At 73.0% G+C, this 13,739-nt stretch carries 15 protein-coding genes; 5 read left to right on the top strand and 10 right to left on the bottom strand.

Features of this window, described 5'->3' with window-relative positions; all coding sequences use genetic code 11:
• Positions 1-143: 143 nt before the first annotated feature.
• The 8 genes from WBQ80_RS13795 to WBQ80_RS13760 form a co-directional block, all read right to left on the bottom strand.
• A complete protein-coding gene (locus WBQ80_RS13795) occupies positions 144-665 on the bottom strand; it encodes a CinA family protein (protein ID WP_336573142.1) in 522 nt (173 codons plus the stop codon).
• Positions 662-1,264, bottom strand: coding sequence for a CDP-diacylglycerol--glycerol-3-phosphate 3-phosphatidyltransferase (gene pgsA / locus WBQ80_RS13790; protein WP_336573141.1), 603 nt, complete (start codon positions 1,262-1,264; stop codon positions 662-664). Before pgsA ends, WBQ80_RS13795 begins: the two co-directional genes overlap by 4 nt.
• A gap of 54 nt (positions 1,265-1,318) precedes the next feature.
• Positions 1,319-4,204: an FtsK/SpoIIIE family DNA translocase gene (locus WBQ80_RS13785; protein WP_336573140.1), complete on the bottom strand. Its 2,886-nt coding sequence runs from the start codon at positions 4,202-4,204 to the stop codon at positions 1,319-1,321.
• A gap of 116 nt (positions 4,205-4,320) precedes the next feature.
• On the bottom strand, positions 4,321-4,812 hold the full coding sequence (locus WBQ80_RS13780; protein WP_336573139.1) for a GNAT family N-acetyltransferase: 492 nt from the start codon (positions 4,810-4,812) through the stop codon (positions 4,321-4,323).
• An 84-nt stretch (positions 4,813-4,896) separates the two neighbouring features.
• A complete protein-coding gene (locus tag WBQ80_RS13775) occupies positions 4,897-6,573 on the bottom strand; it encodes a ribonuclease J (RefSeq protein ID WP_336573138.1) in 1,677 nt (558 codons plus the stop codon).
• Positions 6,574-6,677: 104 nt separating this feature from the next.
• Positions 6,678-7,652 (bottom strand): 4-hydroxy-tetrahydrodipicolinate synthase, encoded by a 975-nt coding sequence (gene dapA / locus WBQ80_RS13770; RefSeq protein ID WP_336573137.1) that lies wholly within the window; start codon positions 7,650-7,652, stop codon positions 6,678-6,680.
• 538 nt (positions 7,653-8,190) lie between these two features.
• The gene (locus tag WBQ80_RS13765; RefSeq protein ID WP_336573136.1) at positions 8,191-8,700 is read right to left on the bottom strand and encodes a dihydrofolate reductase; all 510 of its coding nucleotides are present in this window, start codon (positions 8,698-8,700) and stop codon (positions 8,191-8,193) included.
• Positions 8,697-9,506 (bottom strand): thymidylate synthase, encoded by an 810-nt coding sequence (locus tag WBQ80_RS13760; RefSeq protein ID WP_336573135.1) that lies wholly within the window; start codon positions 9,504-9,506, stop codon positions 8,697-8,699. Before WBQ80_RS13760 ends, WBQ80_RS13765 begins: the two co-directional genes overlap by 4 nt.
• 132 nt (positions 9,507-9,638) lie before the next feature.
• On the opposite strand from WBQ80_RS13760, the gene WBQ80_RS13755 reads away from it, so the two are divergent.
• The 4 genes from WBQ80_RS13755 (at position 9,639) to WBQ80_RS13740 (ending at position 11,981) form a co-directional block, all read left to right on the top strand.
• Positions 9,639-10,100, top strand: coding sequence for a TlpA family protein disulfide reductase (locus WBQ80_RS13755; protein WP_336573134.1), 462 nt, complete (start codon positions 9,639-9,641; stop codon positions 10,098-10,100).
• Positions 10,081-10,572 carry a DUF4395 domain-containing protein gene (locus WBQ80_RS13750; RefSeq protein ID WP_336573133.1) on the top strand — a complete coding sequence of 164 codons (492 nt, stop codon included), beginning with the start codon at positions 10,081-10,083 and terminating at the stop codon, positions 10,570-10,572. The genes WBQ80_RS13755 and WBQ80_RS13750 overlap by 20 nt, the downstream gene beginning before the upstream one ends.
• A 75-nt stretch (positions 10,573-10,647) precedes the next feature.
• Positions 10,648-11,073, top strand: coding sequence for an OsmC family peroxiredoxin (locus tag WBQ80_RS13745; RefSeq protein ID WP_336573131.1), 426 nt, complete (start codon positions 10,648-10,650; stop codon positions 11,071-11,073).
• Between the two features lie 2 nt (positions 11,074-11,075).
• Entirely contained in the window at positions 11,076-11,981 is a 906-nt protein-coding gene (locus WBQ80_RS13740; protein ID WP_336573130.1) for a TIGR01777 family oxidoreductase, read from the top strand.
• On the opposite strand, the gene WBQ80_RS13735 is transcribed toward WBQ80_RS13740, so the two are convergent.
• Together WBQ80_RS13735 and dapB are read right to left on the bottom strand one after the other, a co-directional pair.
• A complete protein-coding gene (locus tag WBQ80_RS13735) occupies positions 11,953-12,396 on the bottom strand; it encodes a hypothetical protein (protein WP_336573129.1) in 444 nt (147 codons plus the stop codon). The genes WBQ80_RS13740 and WBQ80_RS13735 overlap by 29 nt on opposite strands.
• On the bottom strand, positions 12,393-13,142 hold the full coding sequence (dapB, locus tag WBQ80_RS13730; protein ID WP_336573128.1) for a 4-hydroxy-tetrahydrodipicolinate reductase: 750 nt from the start codon (positions 13,140-13,142) through the stop codon (positions 12,393-12,395). Before dapB ends, WBQ80_RS13735 begins: the two co-directional genes overlap by 4 nt.
• 66 nt (positions 13,143-13,208) lie before the next feature.
• On the opposite strand from dapB, the gene WBQ80_RS13725 reads away from it, so the two are divergent.
• Positions 13,209-13,685, top strand: coding sequence for a GNAT family N-acetyltransferase (locus WBQ80_RS13725; protein ID WP_336573127.1), 477 nt, complete (start codon positions 13,209-13,211; stop codon positions 13,683-13,685).
• The last annotated feature ends 54 nt before the right edge of the window (positions 13,686-13,739 follow it).

The raw sequence follows: 13,739 nt of genomic DNA, 5'->3' as shown, positions 1-13,739 counted from the left end.
GAACCTCCCTCTCAGATGCCTGCGGCCCTCGCGGGCCGGTGCGGGGAGGTCAGTTTAGCGCCTCTTCCCGATGTACCGAGCCTACTGTCGCACACTGGACTTTTCTTGTGAACCTGACACCTGTAACAGGCTGTTCACGTCGACTATTCCGCGGCTCGCACGCCCATCGCGTCGAGTTCCGCGACCGCCTCGGCGACGGCCCGGGCGACCGTCGCGCGCCGCACGGCGGCACGGTCTCCCGGCAGTCGCAGGGCCACCGATCGGATGCCGCGCGGCGAGGCGATCCCGACGAACACCGTGCCGGGCGGGTGCCCGCCCTGCGGATCGGGTCCGGCGACGCCGGTAGTGCCGATGCCGAGGTCGGCCGGGCGTCCGCCCACCGCGCACAGCGTGCGCACGCGGTCGGCGAGCTGCTCGGCGACCTCGGGGTCGACGGGGCCCCGCACGTCGAGCAGGTGCGCGTCGACGTCGACGAGTGCGCGCTTGAGCTCGGTCGCGTAGGCGACGATCCCGCCGAGGAACGCGTTCGACGCGCCGGGGACGTCGACCAGCGTCGCCGAGAGCAGCCCGCCGGTCAGCGACTCGGCGCAGGCGATCGTGCGACCGGATGCCACGAGCCGTTCGATGAGCGCCGCGGCATCCGTCGTCGCCGCCCGATCGCTCACCGGCCCTCGGCCCGGTGCTCGCGTGCCAGTCGGAACGCGTCGCGCACGTACAGCAGGCCCGACCACACCGTGAGCACCAGCGCGAGGATCATGAAGGCCCAGTTGACCCACACGATCCAGTCGCCGACGAGCGTCCACAGCGGCGTCAGGAACAGGGAGATGGCGATGGCCTGCGTGAGCGTCTTGAGCTTGCCCCCCGAGGAGGCGGGGACGACCGTGCCCCGGCGGAGCTCGACGAGCCGCCACACCGTGATGCCGACCTCGCGCACGATGATGACGATGGTGATCCACCAGGGCAGCTCGCCGAGGATCGACAGGCAGACGAGCGCCCCGCTCGTGAGGAGCTTGTCGGCGATCGGGTCGAGGATCTTGCCGAGGTCGGTGACGAGACCGTTGCGGCGAGCGATCCACCCGTCGACCCAGTCGGTCGCGATGGCGACGATGAAGAAGGCCGCGGCCCACCAGCGCATCGCGCCGTCGGCGCCGGCGTCGGCGAGGAGCAACCAGAAGAACACCGGCGCCATCACGATGCGGACCACCGTGATCGCGTTCGGCACGTTCCAGTTCGCCGAGCGGGTGCTTCCGGCCGCAGAGGTCATGGCGACAGCCTAGTGCGGCGGATGCAGGCGGTCCGGGCCCTCCGACCCGCTGCGTCAGTCGCGTCCCGTGAGCCCCCAGGCGTCCTCGTCGGACGACGGCTCGACCTCCTCGAGGCCCTCCGACGCGCGGCCGACGGGATCGTCGTAGCGGTCGTCGGCATCGACCGTCGCCGGGGCGGGCTGGGCCGACGCGGCGGGTTGCATCGGAGGTGCGGATGCCGCGGTCGCGGGCGCCGGCGCCGCCGGCTCCTCGCCGCGCAGCTTCGCCAGGACGCCGGGCAGCTGCTCGGGCGTCACGAGCACGTCGCGCGCCTTGGATCCCTCGGACGGCCCGACGATCTCGCGGGACTCGAGCAGGTCCATCAGGCGCCCGGCCTTCGCGAACCCGACGCGGAGCTTGCGCTGCAGCATCGAGGTCGAGCCGAACTGGGTGGAGACGACGAGTTCGGCGGCCGCGAGCAGCAGCTCGAGGTCGTCGCCGATGTCGGAGTCGATCTCCTTCTTCTCGACGGCGGCGGCGACGTCGTTGCGGTACTCGGGGCGGGCCTGGCGCGTGACGTGCTTGACCACGCGATCGATCTCGGTCTCGGTGACCCACGCGCCCTGCACGCGGATCGACTTCGACGCGCCCATCGGCAGGAACAGCGCGTCGCCCTGGCCGATCAGCTTGTCGGCGCCCGGCTGGTCGAGGATGACGCGGGAATCCGTGACGCTCGTGACCGCGAAGGCGAGGCGCGACGGCACGTTGGCCTTGATGAGGCCGGTCACGACGTCGACCGAGGGTCGCTGGGTCGCCAGCACGAGGTGGATGCCCGACGCGCGCGCGAGCTGCGTGATGCGCACGATCGAGTCCTCCACGTCGCGCGGGGCCACCATCATCAGATCGGCGAGCTCGTCGACGACGACGAGGAGGTACGGGTACGGCTTGAGCCTGCGCTCCGATCCCGCGGGCAGCACGATCTCGTCGTTCACGACGGCCTTGTTGAAGTCGTCGATGTGGCGGAACCCGAACGACGCGAGGTCGTCGTACCGCATGTCCATCTCCTTCACGACCCACTGCAGCGCCTCGGCCGCCTTCTTGGGGTTCGTGATGATGGGCGTGATGAGGTGCGGCACCCCGGCGTACGGGGCGAGCTCGACGCGCTTGGGGTCGATCAGGACCATCCGCACCTCGGAGGGCTTCGCGCGCATCAGCAGGCTCGTGATCATCGAGTTCACGAAGCTCGACTTGCCGGAGCCCGTCGACCCGGCGACGAGGAGGTGGGGCATCTTCGCCAGGTTGGCGACGACGTAGCCCCCGCCCACGTCCTTCCCGACGCCGATCGTCATCGGGTGCTTGGCGTTCACCGCCGCGCCCGAGCGCAGCACGTCGCCGAGCGTCACCGTCTCGCGGTCGGCGTTCGGGATCTCGACGCCGATCGCGGACTTGCCCGGGATCGGCGAGAGGATGCGGACCTCGTTCGAGGCGACCGCGTACGAGAGGTTCTTGGACAGCGCCGTGACCCGCTCGACCTTCACGCCCGGCCCGAGCTCGATCTCGTACTGCGTGACCGTCGGTCCGCGTGAGAACCCGGTGACCTTCGCGTCGACGCCGAACTGCTCGAGCACGCCCGTGATCTGGCGCACGACCTCGTCGTTGACCGCCGAGCGCGACTTCGCGGGCGCGCCCGCCGCGAGCGTCGAGGCCGCGGGGAGGTGGTACGGCCGGTCGGGCTCGGGCATCGCCGGCGGTTCGTCGACGGATGCCGCGGCGTCGCCGACGCCCACGACCCCGGCGGCCACCGCGGGCTCGAGGCCCGCAAGCGCCTGCGTGGCACCGGCATCGTCGCCTCGGAGGCCCGTGCCGCCGTGCGGCACCTCGCCCGTGAAGCGCTGCAGCGCCGACTCGGCGCGCTCGAGGTCGTCGAGCACTCCGGCGCCGTAGGCGTCGGGCGCGGGCCGTGCACCCTCGAGCGGGGTGTCGAAGCTGCCGGCCGCCGATCCCTCGCCGAACACCTCGGTGATGCCCTCGACGCCGCCGGCGTCGAAGTCGGGGTCCTCCTCGCGATTGGAGGAGTTGCGGCGCCACCACGGCAGCAGCCCGCCGCCGGGCTGCTCGTCGTCGCCGTCCACGCCGTCGAGCTCGACCTGTTCGGCGCGCTCCTTCTTCGAGCGGCGCCCGGGCTTCTCCGCGACCGCGGTCGCCGCGGCGCCCGCCTCGCCGTGGTCGACGGCGCCGAACAGCCACTCGTACAGCTCGCGGAAGCGCTGCGGGATGCGGTTCGGCGGGGTCTTGGTGAGGATGAGCAACGACAGCAGGCCGAGCAGCGCGAGCACCACGCCGGCGCCCACGTCGGTGATGAGGAGGATGAGCGGCTGCGCGAGCATCCAGCCGAGGATGCCGCCCGCGGTCGCGAGGACCGGCATCCCCGCGCTCGGGGACGGCTGGCCGCCGAGCAGGTGGCACAGGCCGGAGACGGTGATGAGCAGCATCCCGAGGCCGATGCCGATGCGCGTGTTGTCGTGGACCGAGCTCGGGTGCCGGAACAGCCACACGGCGAACATGAGCATGACGACGGGAAGCGCGAACGCGACCCGGCCGAACAGCCCGCCGAACGTGTACGCGTCCAGCGTGCGCGCGACCGGATCGTTGATGAGGAACCATTCGACGACGGCGCCGGCGACGGCGAGGAGCACCAGGAAGAACGGGAGGCCGTCGCGGCGCTCCTCGCGCGCGAGGGTCTCGGGACCGAGCGCCCTCGCCGCCGCGCCCGTGAGGTGCGCGAGGCCCATCCAGGCGCGGACGAGGAGCCCGGGCTGGTCGGAGGCGGGCGTCGCGGTGCGCGCGGTGCGCGTCGACGAGCGCTGCGCCGGCAGCTTCTTCGTGGGCGCGGTGCGCGTCGACGAGCCGCGGCCGGACGCACCCGAGGCGCGCCCGTTCGACTTGGTGCTCGTAGCCATGCGTTCCACGTTACGGCCCGCCGCCGACGCGGCCCCGCAGGCCGGGCGAGTGTCGCCCGCACGCGCCGCAGGGCGACGGACGCCGCGACGCGGCACGGCCGCCGCCGCGGCCCCGTTCAGCGCAGGCGGCGCACCATCGTGACGCGCCCCGCGTCGACGGTCACCTCCGTGAATCCCTCGGACCGGTACAGCTCCCGCGCGAAGTTGTCGCGCTCCACGCTCAGCGCGAGCCGCGCGTACCCGCCGGCACGCGCGTCGTCCGCGAGCGCCCGCATCAGGGCCCGGCCGACGCCCTGCGCGCGCCACATCGGGCGGACGCCGATCACGAGCTCGGGCACGCCGGCGGCGACGAAGCCCATCGACGGACGGTCCGCGCCGAACAGGCGGTACCAGGCGGCGCCCACGGGTCGCCCCTCGGGGTCGACCGCGACGACGCCGCGATCCGCCGGACGCTGCCAGCCCGACACGTACGCCGAGTGCCGGGCATCGGCGAGCACGACCGGGCGCGGCCGGCTCGCACCCGCACGCCAGTTCGCGGCCTCCACGACCATGTCGGCGAGGAACCCGCCGTCGGCCGGGGCGGCGGGCCGGATCGTGAACTCGGCCATGCGCGGAGGGTACGTGCGCGGTGTTACGACCGTGTTTCGGGCGGGCGGATGCCGCGGCATCCGCCCGCCGCCCGCGAACCGGTGCTACGCCTCGATGACGAGCGGCACGAGCATCGGGCGCCGGCGCAGGCGCCGGTTGACCCAGCTTCCGAGCGTGCGGCGCACGGTCTGCTGGAGGGCCCGCGGGTCGCGCACGCCGTGGTGCGCGGCATCCGCGAGCGCGGCGACGATCTTCGGCTTGACGTCCTCGAACACCGCGTCGTCCTCGGCGAACCCGCGCGCGTGGATCTCGGGGCCGACGATGACCTTGCCGGTGTTGGCGTCGACCACGATGATCACCGAGATGAAGCCCTCCTCCGAGAGGATGCGGCGGTCCTTGAGGTCGGCGTCGGTGATCTCGCCGACCGTCGAGCCGTCGACGTACACGAAGCCGAGGTCGAGCTGGCCGGCGACCGTCACCCTGCCGTCGCGCAGGTCGAGCACCGTGCCGTTCTCGCCGATGAAGGTGCGCTCGGCGGGGATGCCGGTGTCCTGGGCGAGGCGCGCGTTCGCGACCAGGTGGCGGTACTCGCCGTGGATCGGCACGACGTTGCGCGGCTGCAGGATGTTGTAGCAGTACAGCAGCTCGCCCGCGGCCGCGTGGCCCGAGACGTGCACCTTCGCGTTGCCCTTGTGGACGACGTTGGCGCCGAGCTTCGTGAGCCCGTCGATCACGCGGTACACCGCGTTCTCGTTGCCGGGGATGAGGCTCGACGCGAGGATGACGGTGTCGCCCTCGCCGACCTCGATCTGGTGGTCGCGGTTCGCCATGCGCGAGAGCACCGCCATCGGCTCGCCCTGCGATCCGGTCGACATGTAGACGATGCGGTCGTCGGGGATGTCGCCGGCCTTCTTGTAGTCGATGAGCACGCCCTCGGGCACGTCGAGGTAGCCGAGCTCGGCGGCGATCGTCATGTTGCGCACCATCGAGCGGCCGAGGAGGGCCACGCGACGTCCGTTCTGGTGTGCGGCGTGCAGCACCTGCTGCACGCGGTGCACGTGGCTCGAGAAGCTCGCGACGATCACGCGGCGCGGCGAGCGCGCGATGACCTCGTCGAGCACCGGCCCGATCGCGCGCTCGAGCGGCGTGAAGCCCGGCACGTCGGCGTTGGTCGAGTCGACCATGAACAGGTCGACGCCCTCCTCGCCGAGTCGCGCGAACTCGCGCAGGTCGGTGAGTCGGCCGTCGAGGGGCAGTTGGTCCATCTTGAAGTCGCCCGTGGCGAGCACGAGGCCGGCATCCGTCCGGATCGCCACGGCGAGCGCGTCGGGGATGGAGTGGTTGACCGCGATGAACTCGAGGTCGAACGGCCCGAGCTTCTCGCGCTGCCCCTCCTTCACGGTGAGGCTGTACGGCTGGATCCGGTGCTCCTTGAGCTTCGCCTCGACGAGGGCGAGCGTGAGCTGCGAGCCCACGAGCGGGATGTCGGCGCGGAGCTTCAGCAGGTACGGCACGGCGCCGATGTGGTCCTCATGGCCGTGCGTGAGCACCACGGCGACGACGTCGTCGAGGCGGTCGCGCAGGAACCCGAAGTCGGGCAGGATCAGGTCGACGCCGGGCTGGTGCTCCTCGGGGAAGAGCACGCCGCAGTCGACGATCAGCAGCTTGCCGTCGATCTCGAAGAGCGTCATGTTGCGGCCGACCTCGCCGAGGCCGCCGATCGGGATGACGCGGAGCGTGCCGGCTTCGAGCGGCGCGGGGTCGATGACTTCGTCGGGCATGTGCCCTCCTCACATTCACGGTGTTCAGTTCGGTGCGACCCTCGGGGCCGCGGATGTCTCGTGTCGGATGGCGCGCGCTCGGGCGCGCCGTGCGCCGGACGTCGTCAGCGCGTGGTGCCGGCCACCCTGGGCAGCGCGCCGCCGGCGGCGGCGTTACGGTCGGGGCGGAAGTTGTGGAAGTCCACGCCCGGGATGCCCTGTACGAGGTCGATCTCGTCCTCGATGAGCGCGGCCTCCCATTCCTCGGGGCCGACGAGCGGCAGGCGCACGCGCGGGCTGCCGATGCGGCCGAGGCCGTGGAGGATGTACTTCGCCGCGACCGTGCCGGGCACGTGGGTCATGACGGCGCGGACGAGCGGCTCGAGCCGCCGGTGCTCGGCCGTGGCGGACTTCAGGTCGCCGCGGTTCACGGCGTCGACGATGGCGCGGTACGGCGCGGGGGCGATGTTCGCGGTCACCCCGATGAGGCCGGTCGCACCGATCGCGAGGTGCGGCAGCACGTTGGCGTCGTCGCCCGAGAAGTACATGAGGTCGGTCTGGTTCAGGACGCGGCTGACCTCGCTGAAGTCGCCCTTCGCGTCCTTCACGGCGAGGATGTTCGGGTGCTTGGCGAGGCGCAGGATCGTCTCGTACCGGATCGGCACGCCCGTGCGGCCGGGGATGTCGTAGAGGATCACGGGCAGGTCGGTCGCGTCGGCGACCATGCGGAAGTGGGTGAGGATGCCGGCCTGGGTCGGCTTGTTGTAGTACGGGGTGACGATCATGATGCCGTCGGCGCCGACCGCCTCGCTCTTGCGGTAGAGCTCGATGGCGTGCGCGGTCTCGTTCGACCCTCCGCCCGTGATGATCCGGGCGCGTCCGGCCGCGACGTCCTTGCCGACCTCGACCAGCCGGATCTTCTCGGGGTCGGTGAGGGTCGACGTCTCGCCGGTCGTGCCGGTGACCACGATGCCGTCGGCGCCGGCGGCGATGACGTCGTCGATGTGCTTCTCGACGGCGGGCCAGTCGACCTCGCCGTCCGCCGTCATGGGCGTGACGAGCGCGACGAGCACCTGGCCGAACGGGTTCTCTGCAGTCACGCCCTACAGGCTATCGGCTCCCGCCCTCCCGGCCGATTCCGCGTCGGGACCGCCGCCCGGCGCCGTCGACCTGTGCGCGCCGAAGGAGATCTCGCGCGGCGCGCCGCCGCCGGACGGCGCGCCGAATGCGATCGCGTAGTCGAATCGGAGGGTGTCGAATCCGTGCGCCGCGGCGACGGCGTCGCGGACCGGGTCCCCGTGACGTAGCGACGCCCCGTCATGGTGCTGCCGGCGGATCACAGGAGGTCGGTCGTCAGAGCCACGCCGCCGAGGTCGACGCAGGCTCGCTGCAGCAGGCGGGAATCCGACACGGGCCGAGTCTCCGGCGACGGCCCGGCTCGCATCGCGCTGGCAGGCGACGACGGCGCGCGACGCGTCGTCGTCGTGGCCTGTGGAGGACGGGTCGGTCTGCACTGGGCGAAGGAGCATTCGGGCGGGTCGCCGGGCGGTCGGCGGCGTGCCCGCCGGATCCTCCTTCAGCAGGACGCGGGACCGGGGATCGGGCGACCGGTCGAGGCGCCCGGGTCGGGGCCCGGGATCAGCGTTCGTAGGTGCGGAATCGGTAGCGGGCGCCGCGGGACGACGTGCGCCATCCGTCGGCCGGGTCGGCGGCGACGAGCCGCCATTCGGGGCCGCGCGGGGGCGCGAACGTGTCGCCGTCGACGTCGAGGTCGAGCTCGGTGACGACCAGCCGGTCGGCGTCGCCGATGGTGCGGGCGAAGAGCTCGGCGCCGCCGATGACCCAGATCCAGTCGTCGGCGTCGGATGCCGCGAGCGCCAGGCCCTCCTCGACGGACCGGGCCCGGACGGCGCCCTCGGCGGTCCAGTCCGCCTGCCGTGTGATCACGATGTTCGCCCGCCCGGGCAGGGGTCGGAACCGCGTGGGCAGGGAGTCCCAGGTCCGCCGGCCCATGACCACCGGCTCGCCGTGCGTCGTGCGCTTGAAGTGCGCGAGATCCTCGGGGACGTGCCAGGGCATGCCGCCGCCGGCGCCGATGACGCCGCCGTGCGCCTCGGCCCACACGAGGCCGATCCGCGGACCGATCATACGGCGACGGCCGCGCGGATGGCGGGGTGGTGCTCGTAGCCGACGACCTCGAAGTCCTCGTACCGGTAGTCGTCGATCGAGTCGGGGCGGCGCGCGAGGCGAAGCATCGGGTACGGGAAGGGATCGCGCGACAGCTGCTCGCGGACCTGGTCGACGTGGTTGTCGTAGATGTGGCAGTCGCCCCCGGTCCAGACGAAGTCGCCGACCTCGAGCCCGGCCTGCTGCGCGACCAGGTGCGTGAGCAGCGCGTACGACGCGATGTTGAAGGGCACCCCGAGGAAGAGGTCGGCGCTCCGCTGGTACAGCTGGCACGACAGGCGGCCGTCGGCGACGTGGAACTGGAACAGCGCGTGGCACGGCGCGAGCGCCATGTCGGGGATGTCGGCGGGATTCCACGCCGAGACGATGAGGCGACGCGAGTCCGGGTTGGTCCGGATCTGCTCGATGACCTGCGCGATCTGGTCGACCCGCTCACCCGAGGGCGTCGGCCACGACCGCCACTGCACGCCGTAGACGGGGCCGAGCTCGCCCGCGGCATCCGCCCACTCGTCCCAGATCGTCACGCCGTGCTCCTGCAGCCAGCGCACGTTCGACTCGCCGCGCAGGAACCACAGCAGCTCGTACGCGATCGACTTGAAGTGCACGCGCTTGGTCGTGACGAGCGGGAAGCCCTGGGCGAGGTCGAAGCGGATCTGCCGGCCGAACACGCTGCGCGTGCCCGTCCCGGTCCGGTCGGACTTCGGCGTGCCGTGCTCGAGCACGTCGCGGAGCAGGTCTTCGTACGGGGTCGGGATCGCGCTGGCCACGGGCACAAGGCTACGCCCGGTGGGGCGGTCGGATGCCCGACGCGGCCGAGCCGGCTCGGGAACGCCCCGCCCTTCCCGTCACCCGGCGTCACACGCACGTGGGCGCGGCCGGCGGCCCGTAGCATCCTGCGCATGGATCCCGTGGCCGCGCTCGTCGCGGGCATCGGCCTGCCCGCGGCCGCGACGTTGCTCGGGCTCCTCCTCCGGTCGCGCGACGGTCGGGTCCGCGCGGCGCCCGCGCTGCCGTCCGCGGCGGGCGACGTCGCCGCGCTCGGGCTCCCCCCGGGCGCGCTCGGCGGCGACGTCACGCTCGTGCAGTTCTCGACCGCGTACTGCAGCCGCTGCCCCGGCACCGCACGCGCCCTCGGCGAACTCGCCCGCGCGTACGCCGCCGACGTGCGCCACGTCGAGGTCGACCTCACCGACGACGCGTCGCTCGCCGACCGCTTCGACGTCCGGCAGACCCCCACGGTGCTCGTGCTCGACTCGGCCGGCCGCACGGCGGGACGGATCGCGGGCGTTCCGCGCACCCACGAGCTCCGCACCCTCATCGACGACCTCACCCGGAGGAACCGTGTCCACCAGCACGCCTGAGTCGCGCAGCGCCGACCGGATCGCGGCACGCTCCGGCATCGACCCGCGCGGACCGCGGTTCGCCGCCGGCATCACGGCCGTCCTCCTGCTCGCGACGGTGGTGCTCGGGGCGGGAGGAGCGGATGCCGCGGCGCTCGTGCTCCTCGCCGGCCTCGCCGTGCTCTTCGCCTGGGGCGCGATCGCCGGCGTGGCGCGCCATCCGTTCGGCCTGCTGTTCCGTGCGGCCGTCCGACCGCGACTCGGGCCGCCCACCGGACTCGAGGACCCCCGACCGCCGACCTTCGCCCAGCTCATCGGCCTCGTGGTCACCGGCACCGGCGTCGTGCTCGGCGTCGCCGGCGTCCCGCTCGCGGTGCCGGTGGCCGCCGCCGTCGCGTTCGTCGCCGCGTTCCTCAACGCGGCGTTCGGGTACTGCCTCGGATGCCAGGTGTACCTGCTGCTCGTCCGGGCCCGCGTCATCCGACACGCCTGACGCGCGGGTCGCCGCCCCTGCCGCCCGCGGCATCCGCTCGATAGGCTGGAGCACCGGCTCGAGGAGGAGGACCCATTGGCACTGACGAGCGAATCGACCACGGTCTGGACGGGAACGCTGTTCGAGGGGTCGGGCACGACGCGCCTCGACTCGTCGAAGCTCGCCGAGTTCGACGTGAACTGGAAGGCCCGCGCCGAGGGCGAGGCCGGCACGACGAACCCCGAGGAGCTCCTCGCGGCCGCCCACTCGGCGTGCTTCTCGATGGCGTTCTCGCTCGCCCTCGTGCAGGCCGGCTACACGCCCGAGAGCATCCAGACCACGGCCGCGGTGACGTTCCAGCCCGGTGAGGGCGTGACGGGCAGCCACCTGCTCGTCAGCGCCCGCGTGCCCGGCATCGCCGAGGCCGAGTTCGAGCGCATCGCCGGCGACGCGAAGGCGAACTGCCCCATCTCGAAGGCGCTGGCCGGCACCACGATCACGATCGAAGCGGAGCTCGCGTAGCGGTGCGCGTCCTCGTCGCCGGCGCCTCCGGGTTCATCGGCTCCGCAGTCACCACCCGCCTCGTCGATGCGGGGCACGAGGTCGTGCGCCTGGTGCGGCGGCGTGCGGCGGGCGACGACGAGGTCACCTGGTCGCCGGCGTCGGGCATCATCGACTTCACCGTGATGGACCGCGTCGATGCGGTGCTGAACCTGTCCGGCGCGTCGCTCGCGCGGCTGCCCTGGACGCGGCGCTGGCGCGACGAGATCCTCGAGTCGCGCGTGGCCGCGACGCGCACCCTCGCCGACGCCATGCGGAAGGCGAAGCGACCCCCCGCCGTGTTCCTCAGCGGCTCGGCGGTGGGCGTGTACGGCGACCGCCCGGGCGAACTGCTCACCGAGCACTCGAGCCCGGGCGAGGGGTTCCTGGCCGACGTCGTCGGCCGCTGGGAGGCCGCGGCGCGCCTGGCGCCCGACGAGACGCGCACCGTCATGCTGCGCACCGGCATCGTCGTCGGGCGCGGCGGCGCGATGCAGCGCGTTCGCACCCTGACGACGTTCGGGGTCTCCGGTCGGCTCGGCACGGGCGGCCAGTACTGGCCCTGGATCGCGATCGACGACGAGGTCGGGGCGATCGTGCACCTGCTCGACTCGCAGGTGGCCGGTCCGGTGAACCTCGTCGGGCCCACGCCCGCGACGGCCGACCGCATCATGTCGGCCCTCGCCGAACGGATGCACCGCCCCTACGGGCTGCCGGTGCCCGAGCGGCTCCTCGAGCTGGGCCTCGGCAACGCCGCGGACGACCTGCTGCTGTCGAGCCAGAAGGTCCGGCCGCAGCGCCTCATCGACGACGGCTACCGATTCCGCCACGTGACGGTCGAGTCGGCCATCGACGCGATGCTCAACCTCGAGCACGCTCCAGCTCGATAGCGCGGCGCACGGCACGCCGGGCGCGCCGGCGGTCGCCCGCGGCGTCGTAGGCGAGGCCGAGGCGCAGCCACGCGCGCCACGACTCGGGCTCGGCCTCGACCGCGTCCCGGAACGCCGGGAACGCGTCATCCGCCGCGGCGCGCTCCGGACGTCCGCTCGGGCGGAGCGGCATGCCGAGGTCGAGCGCCCCCTCCGCCTCGAGCTGCCGGACGAGACGTTGCGAGTGCACGCCGAACTGCAGCTCGCGCCAGATCGCCCACGCGGCGAGGACCGGCAGCACGATGAGCGCCACGCCCATCGCCACGGCGATGGGCTCCCCGGTCCGGACCAACTGGACCGCGCGCCAGCCGACCAGCGCGAGATACAGCGCAAGCAGCACCGCCATGACGACGGCGCCGAGCTTCGCGCCGCTCATCGCGCGTCGGGCAGCTCGAGCCCGAGGAGGGCGTCGAGCCCGACGGTCACGCCCTCGGCGGTCGTCGCGCGGCGGAGGGCGAGCAGGATGCCGCTCTCGTACGCCGACGAGGAGACGGTCGAGTGCGCGATCGTGAGGGTCTCGCCGTCGCCGCCCAGCACCACGCGCTGCTCGGCGAGCAGTCCGTTCATCCGCAGGCTGTGCACCGGGATGCCGGACACGAGCTGGCCGCGGGCACGCTGGTCGGCGTGCGGGGCGGCCACGGGGCCGGCCTCGCCGCGCGCGCCGGCGATGAGCTCGGCGGTGCGGACGGCCGTGCCCGAGGGCGAGTCCACCTTCGCGGCGTGGTGCGCCTCGACGATCTCGATCGAGTCGAAATGCCGTGCCGCGAACGCCGCGAACGCCGAGCCGAGCACGCTGCCGATGGAGAAGTTCGGGACGAAGACGACCCCCGGCGCCTCGTCGTGGTCGCGGAGGCGCCGCTCGACCTCGGCGATGCGCTCGCTCGACCAGCCCGAGGTGCCCACGACGACTGCGGCACCGGCCTCGATGGCCGCCTCGACGATGCCCTGGCTCGCCGCCGGATGCGTCACGTCGAGGACCACGTCGGCGCCGTCGAGCTCGTCGAGACTCGAGGACGAGTCGAGTCCGGCGTGGAGCTCGAGGTCGTCGGCCTCCTCGATGAGCCGGAGCGCGAGCCGCCCCATCTTCCCGGTCGCTCCGGCCACCGCCACCCTGATCGTCACGTCGATCACCCTAGCAATCGCCGGGCCGCCGCCCTCCCGCGCGGGGCCCCGTCGTAGGCTGAGCGGATGCTGCGCTTCCGCGACGCCCCCGTGACCGACCCCGACGCGCACCGGCTGCTCGAGGCCTACTTCGCCGAGCGGGCCGCGGGCTTCCCGCCCGAGCAGGGCGTGTACCGCCCGACGTGGCCGGATGCGGCCGGGTTCACTCCCCCGGCCGGCGTCTTCCTCGTCGTCGAGGACGAGTCCGGCGTGCCCGTGGGCTGCGGCGGCGTCCGGCGGATCCCCGACGCCGACGACGGCACCGTCCGCTTCGAGGTGAAGCACCTCTGGCTCGCCCCAGCGGGTCGCGGACGCGGCGAGGGGCGACGGCTGCTCGCCGAGCTCGAACGCCGCGCGATCGCATTCGGCGCGGGCGAGCTCGTGCTCGACACGAATGCGAGCCTCGAGGCCGCGGGCGGACTGTACCGGTCGAGCGGCTACGCCGACATCGCGCCGTACAACGCGAACCCCAACGCGACCACCTGGTACGGCAAGCGGGTCTGAGTCCATCGGACACGCTGCGGCGGGAGGGGCGGGAGGGGCGGGCCGCTCCGGCCC

It is taken from the genome of Agromyces sp. CCNWLW213 (assembly GCF_037199545.1).
Lineage (GTDB): Bacteria > Actinomycetota > Actinomycetes > Actinomycetales > Microbacteriaceae > Agromyces.
This window is presented reverse-complemented; position numbering and strand designations above follow the sequence as displayed.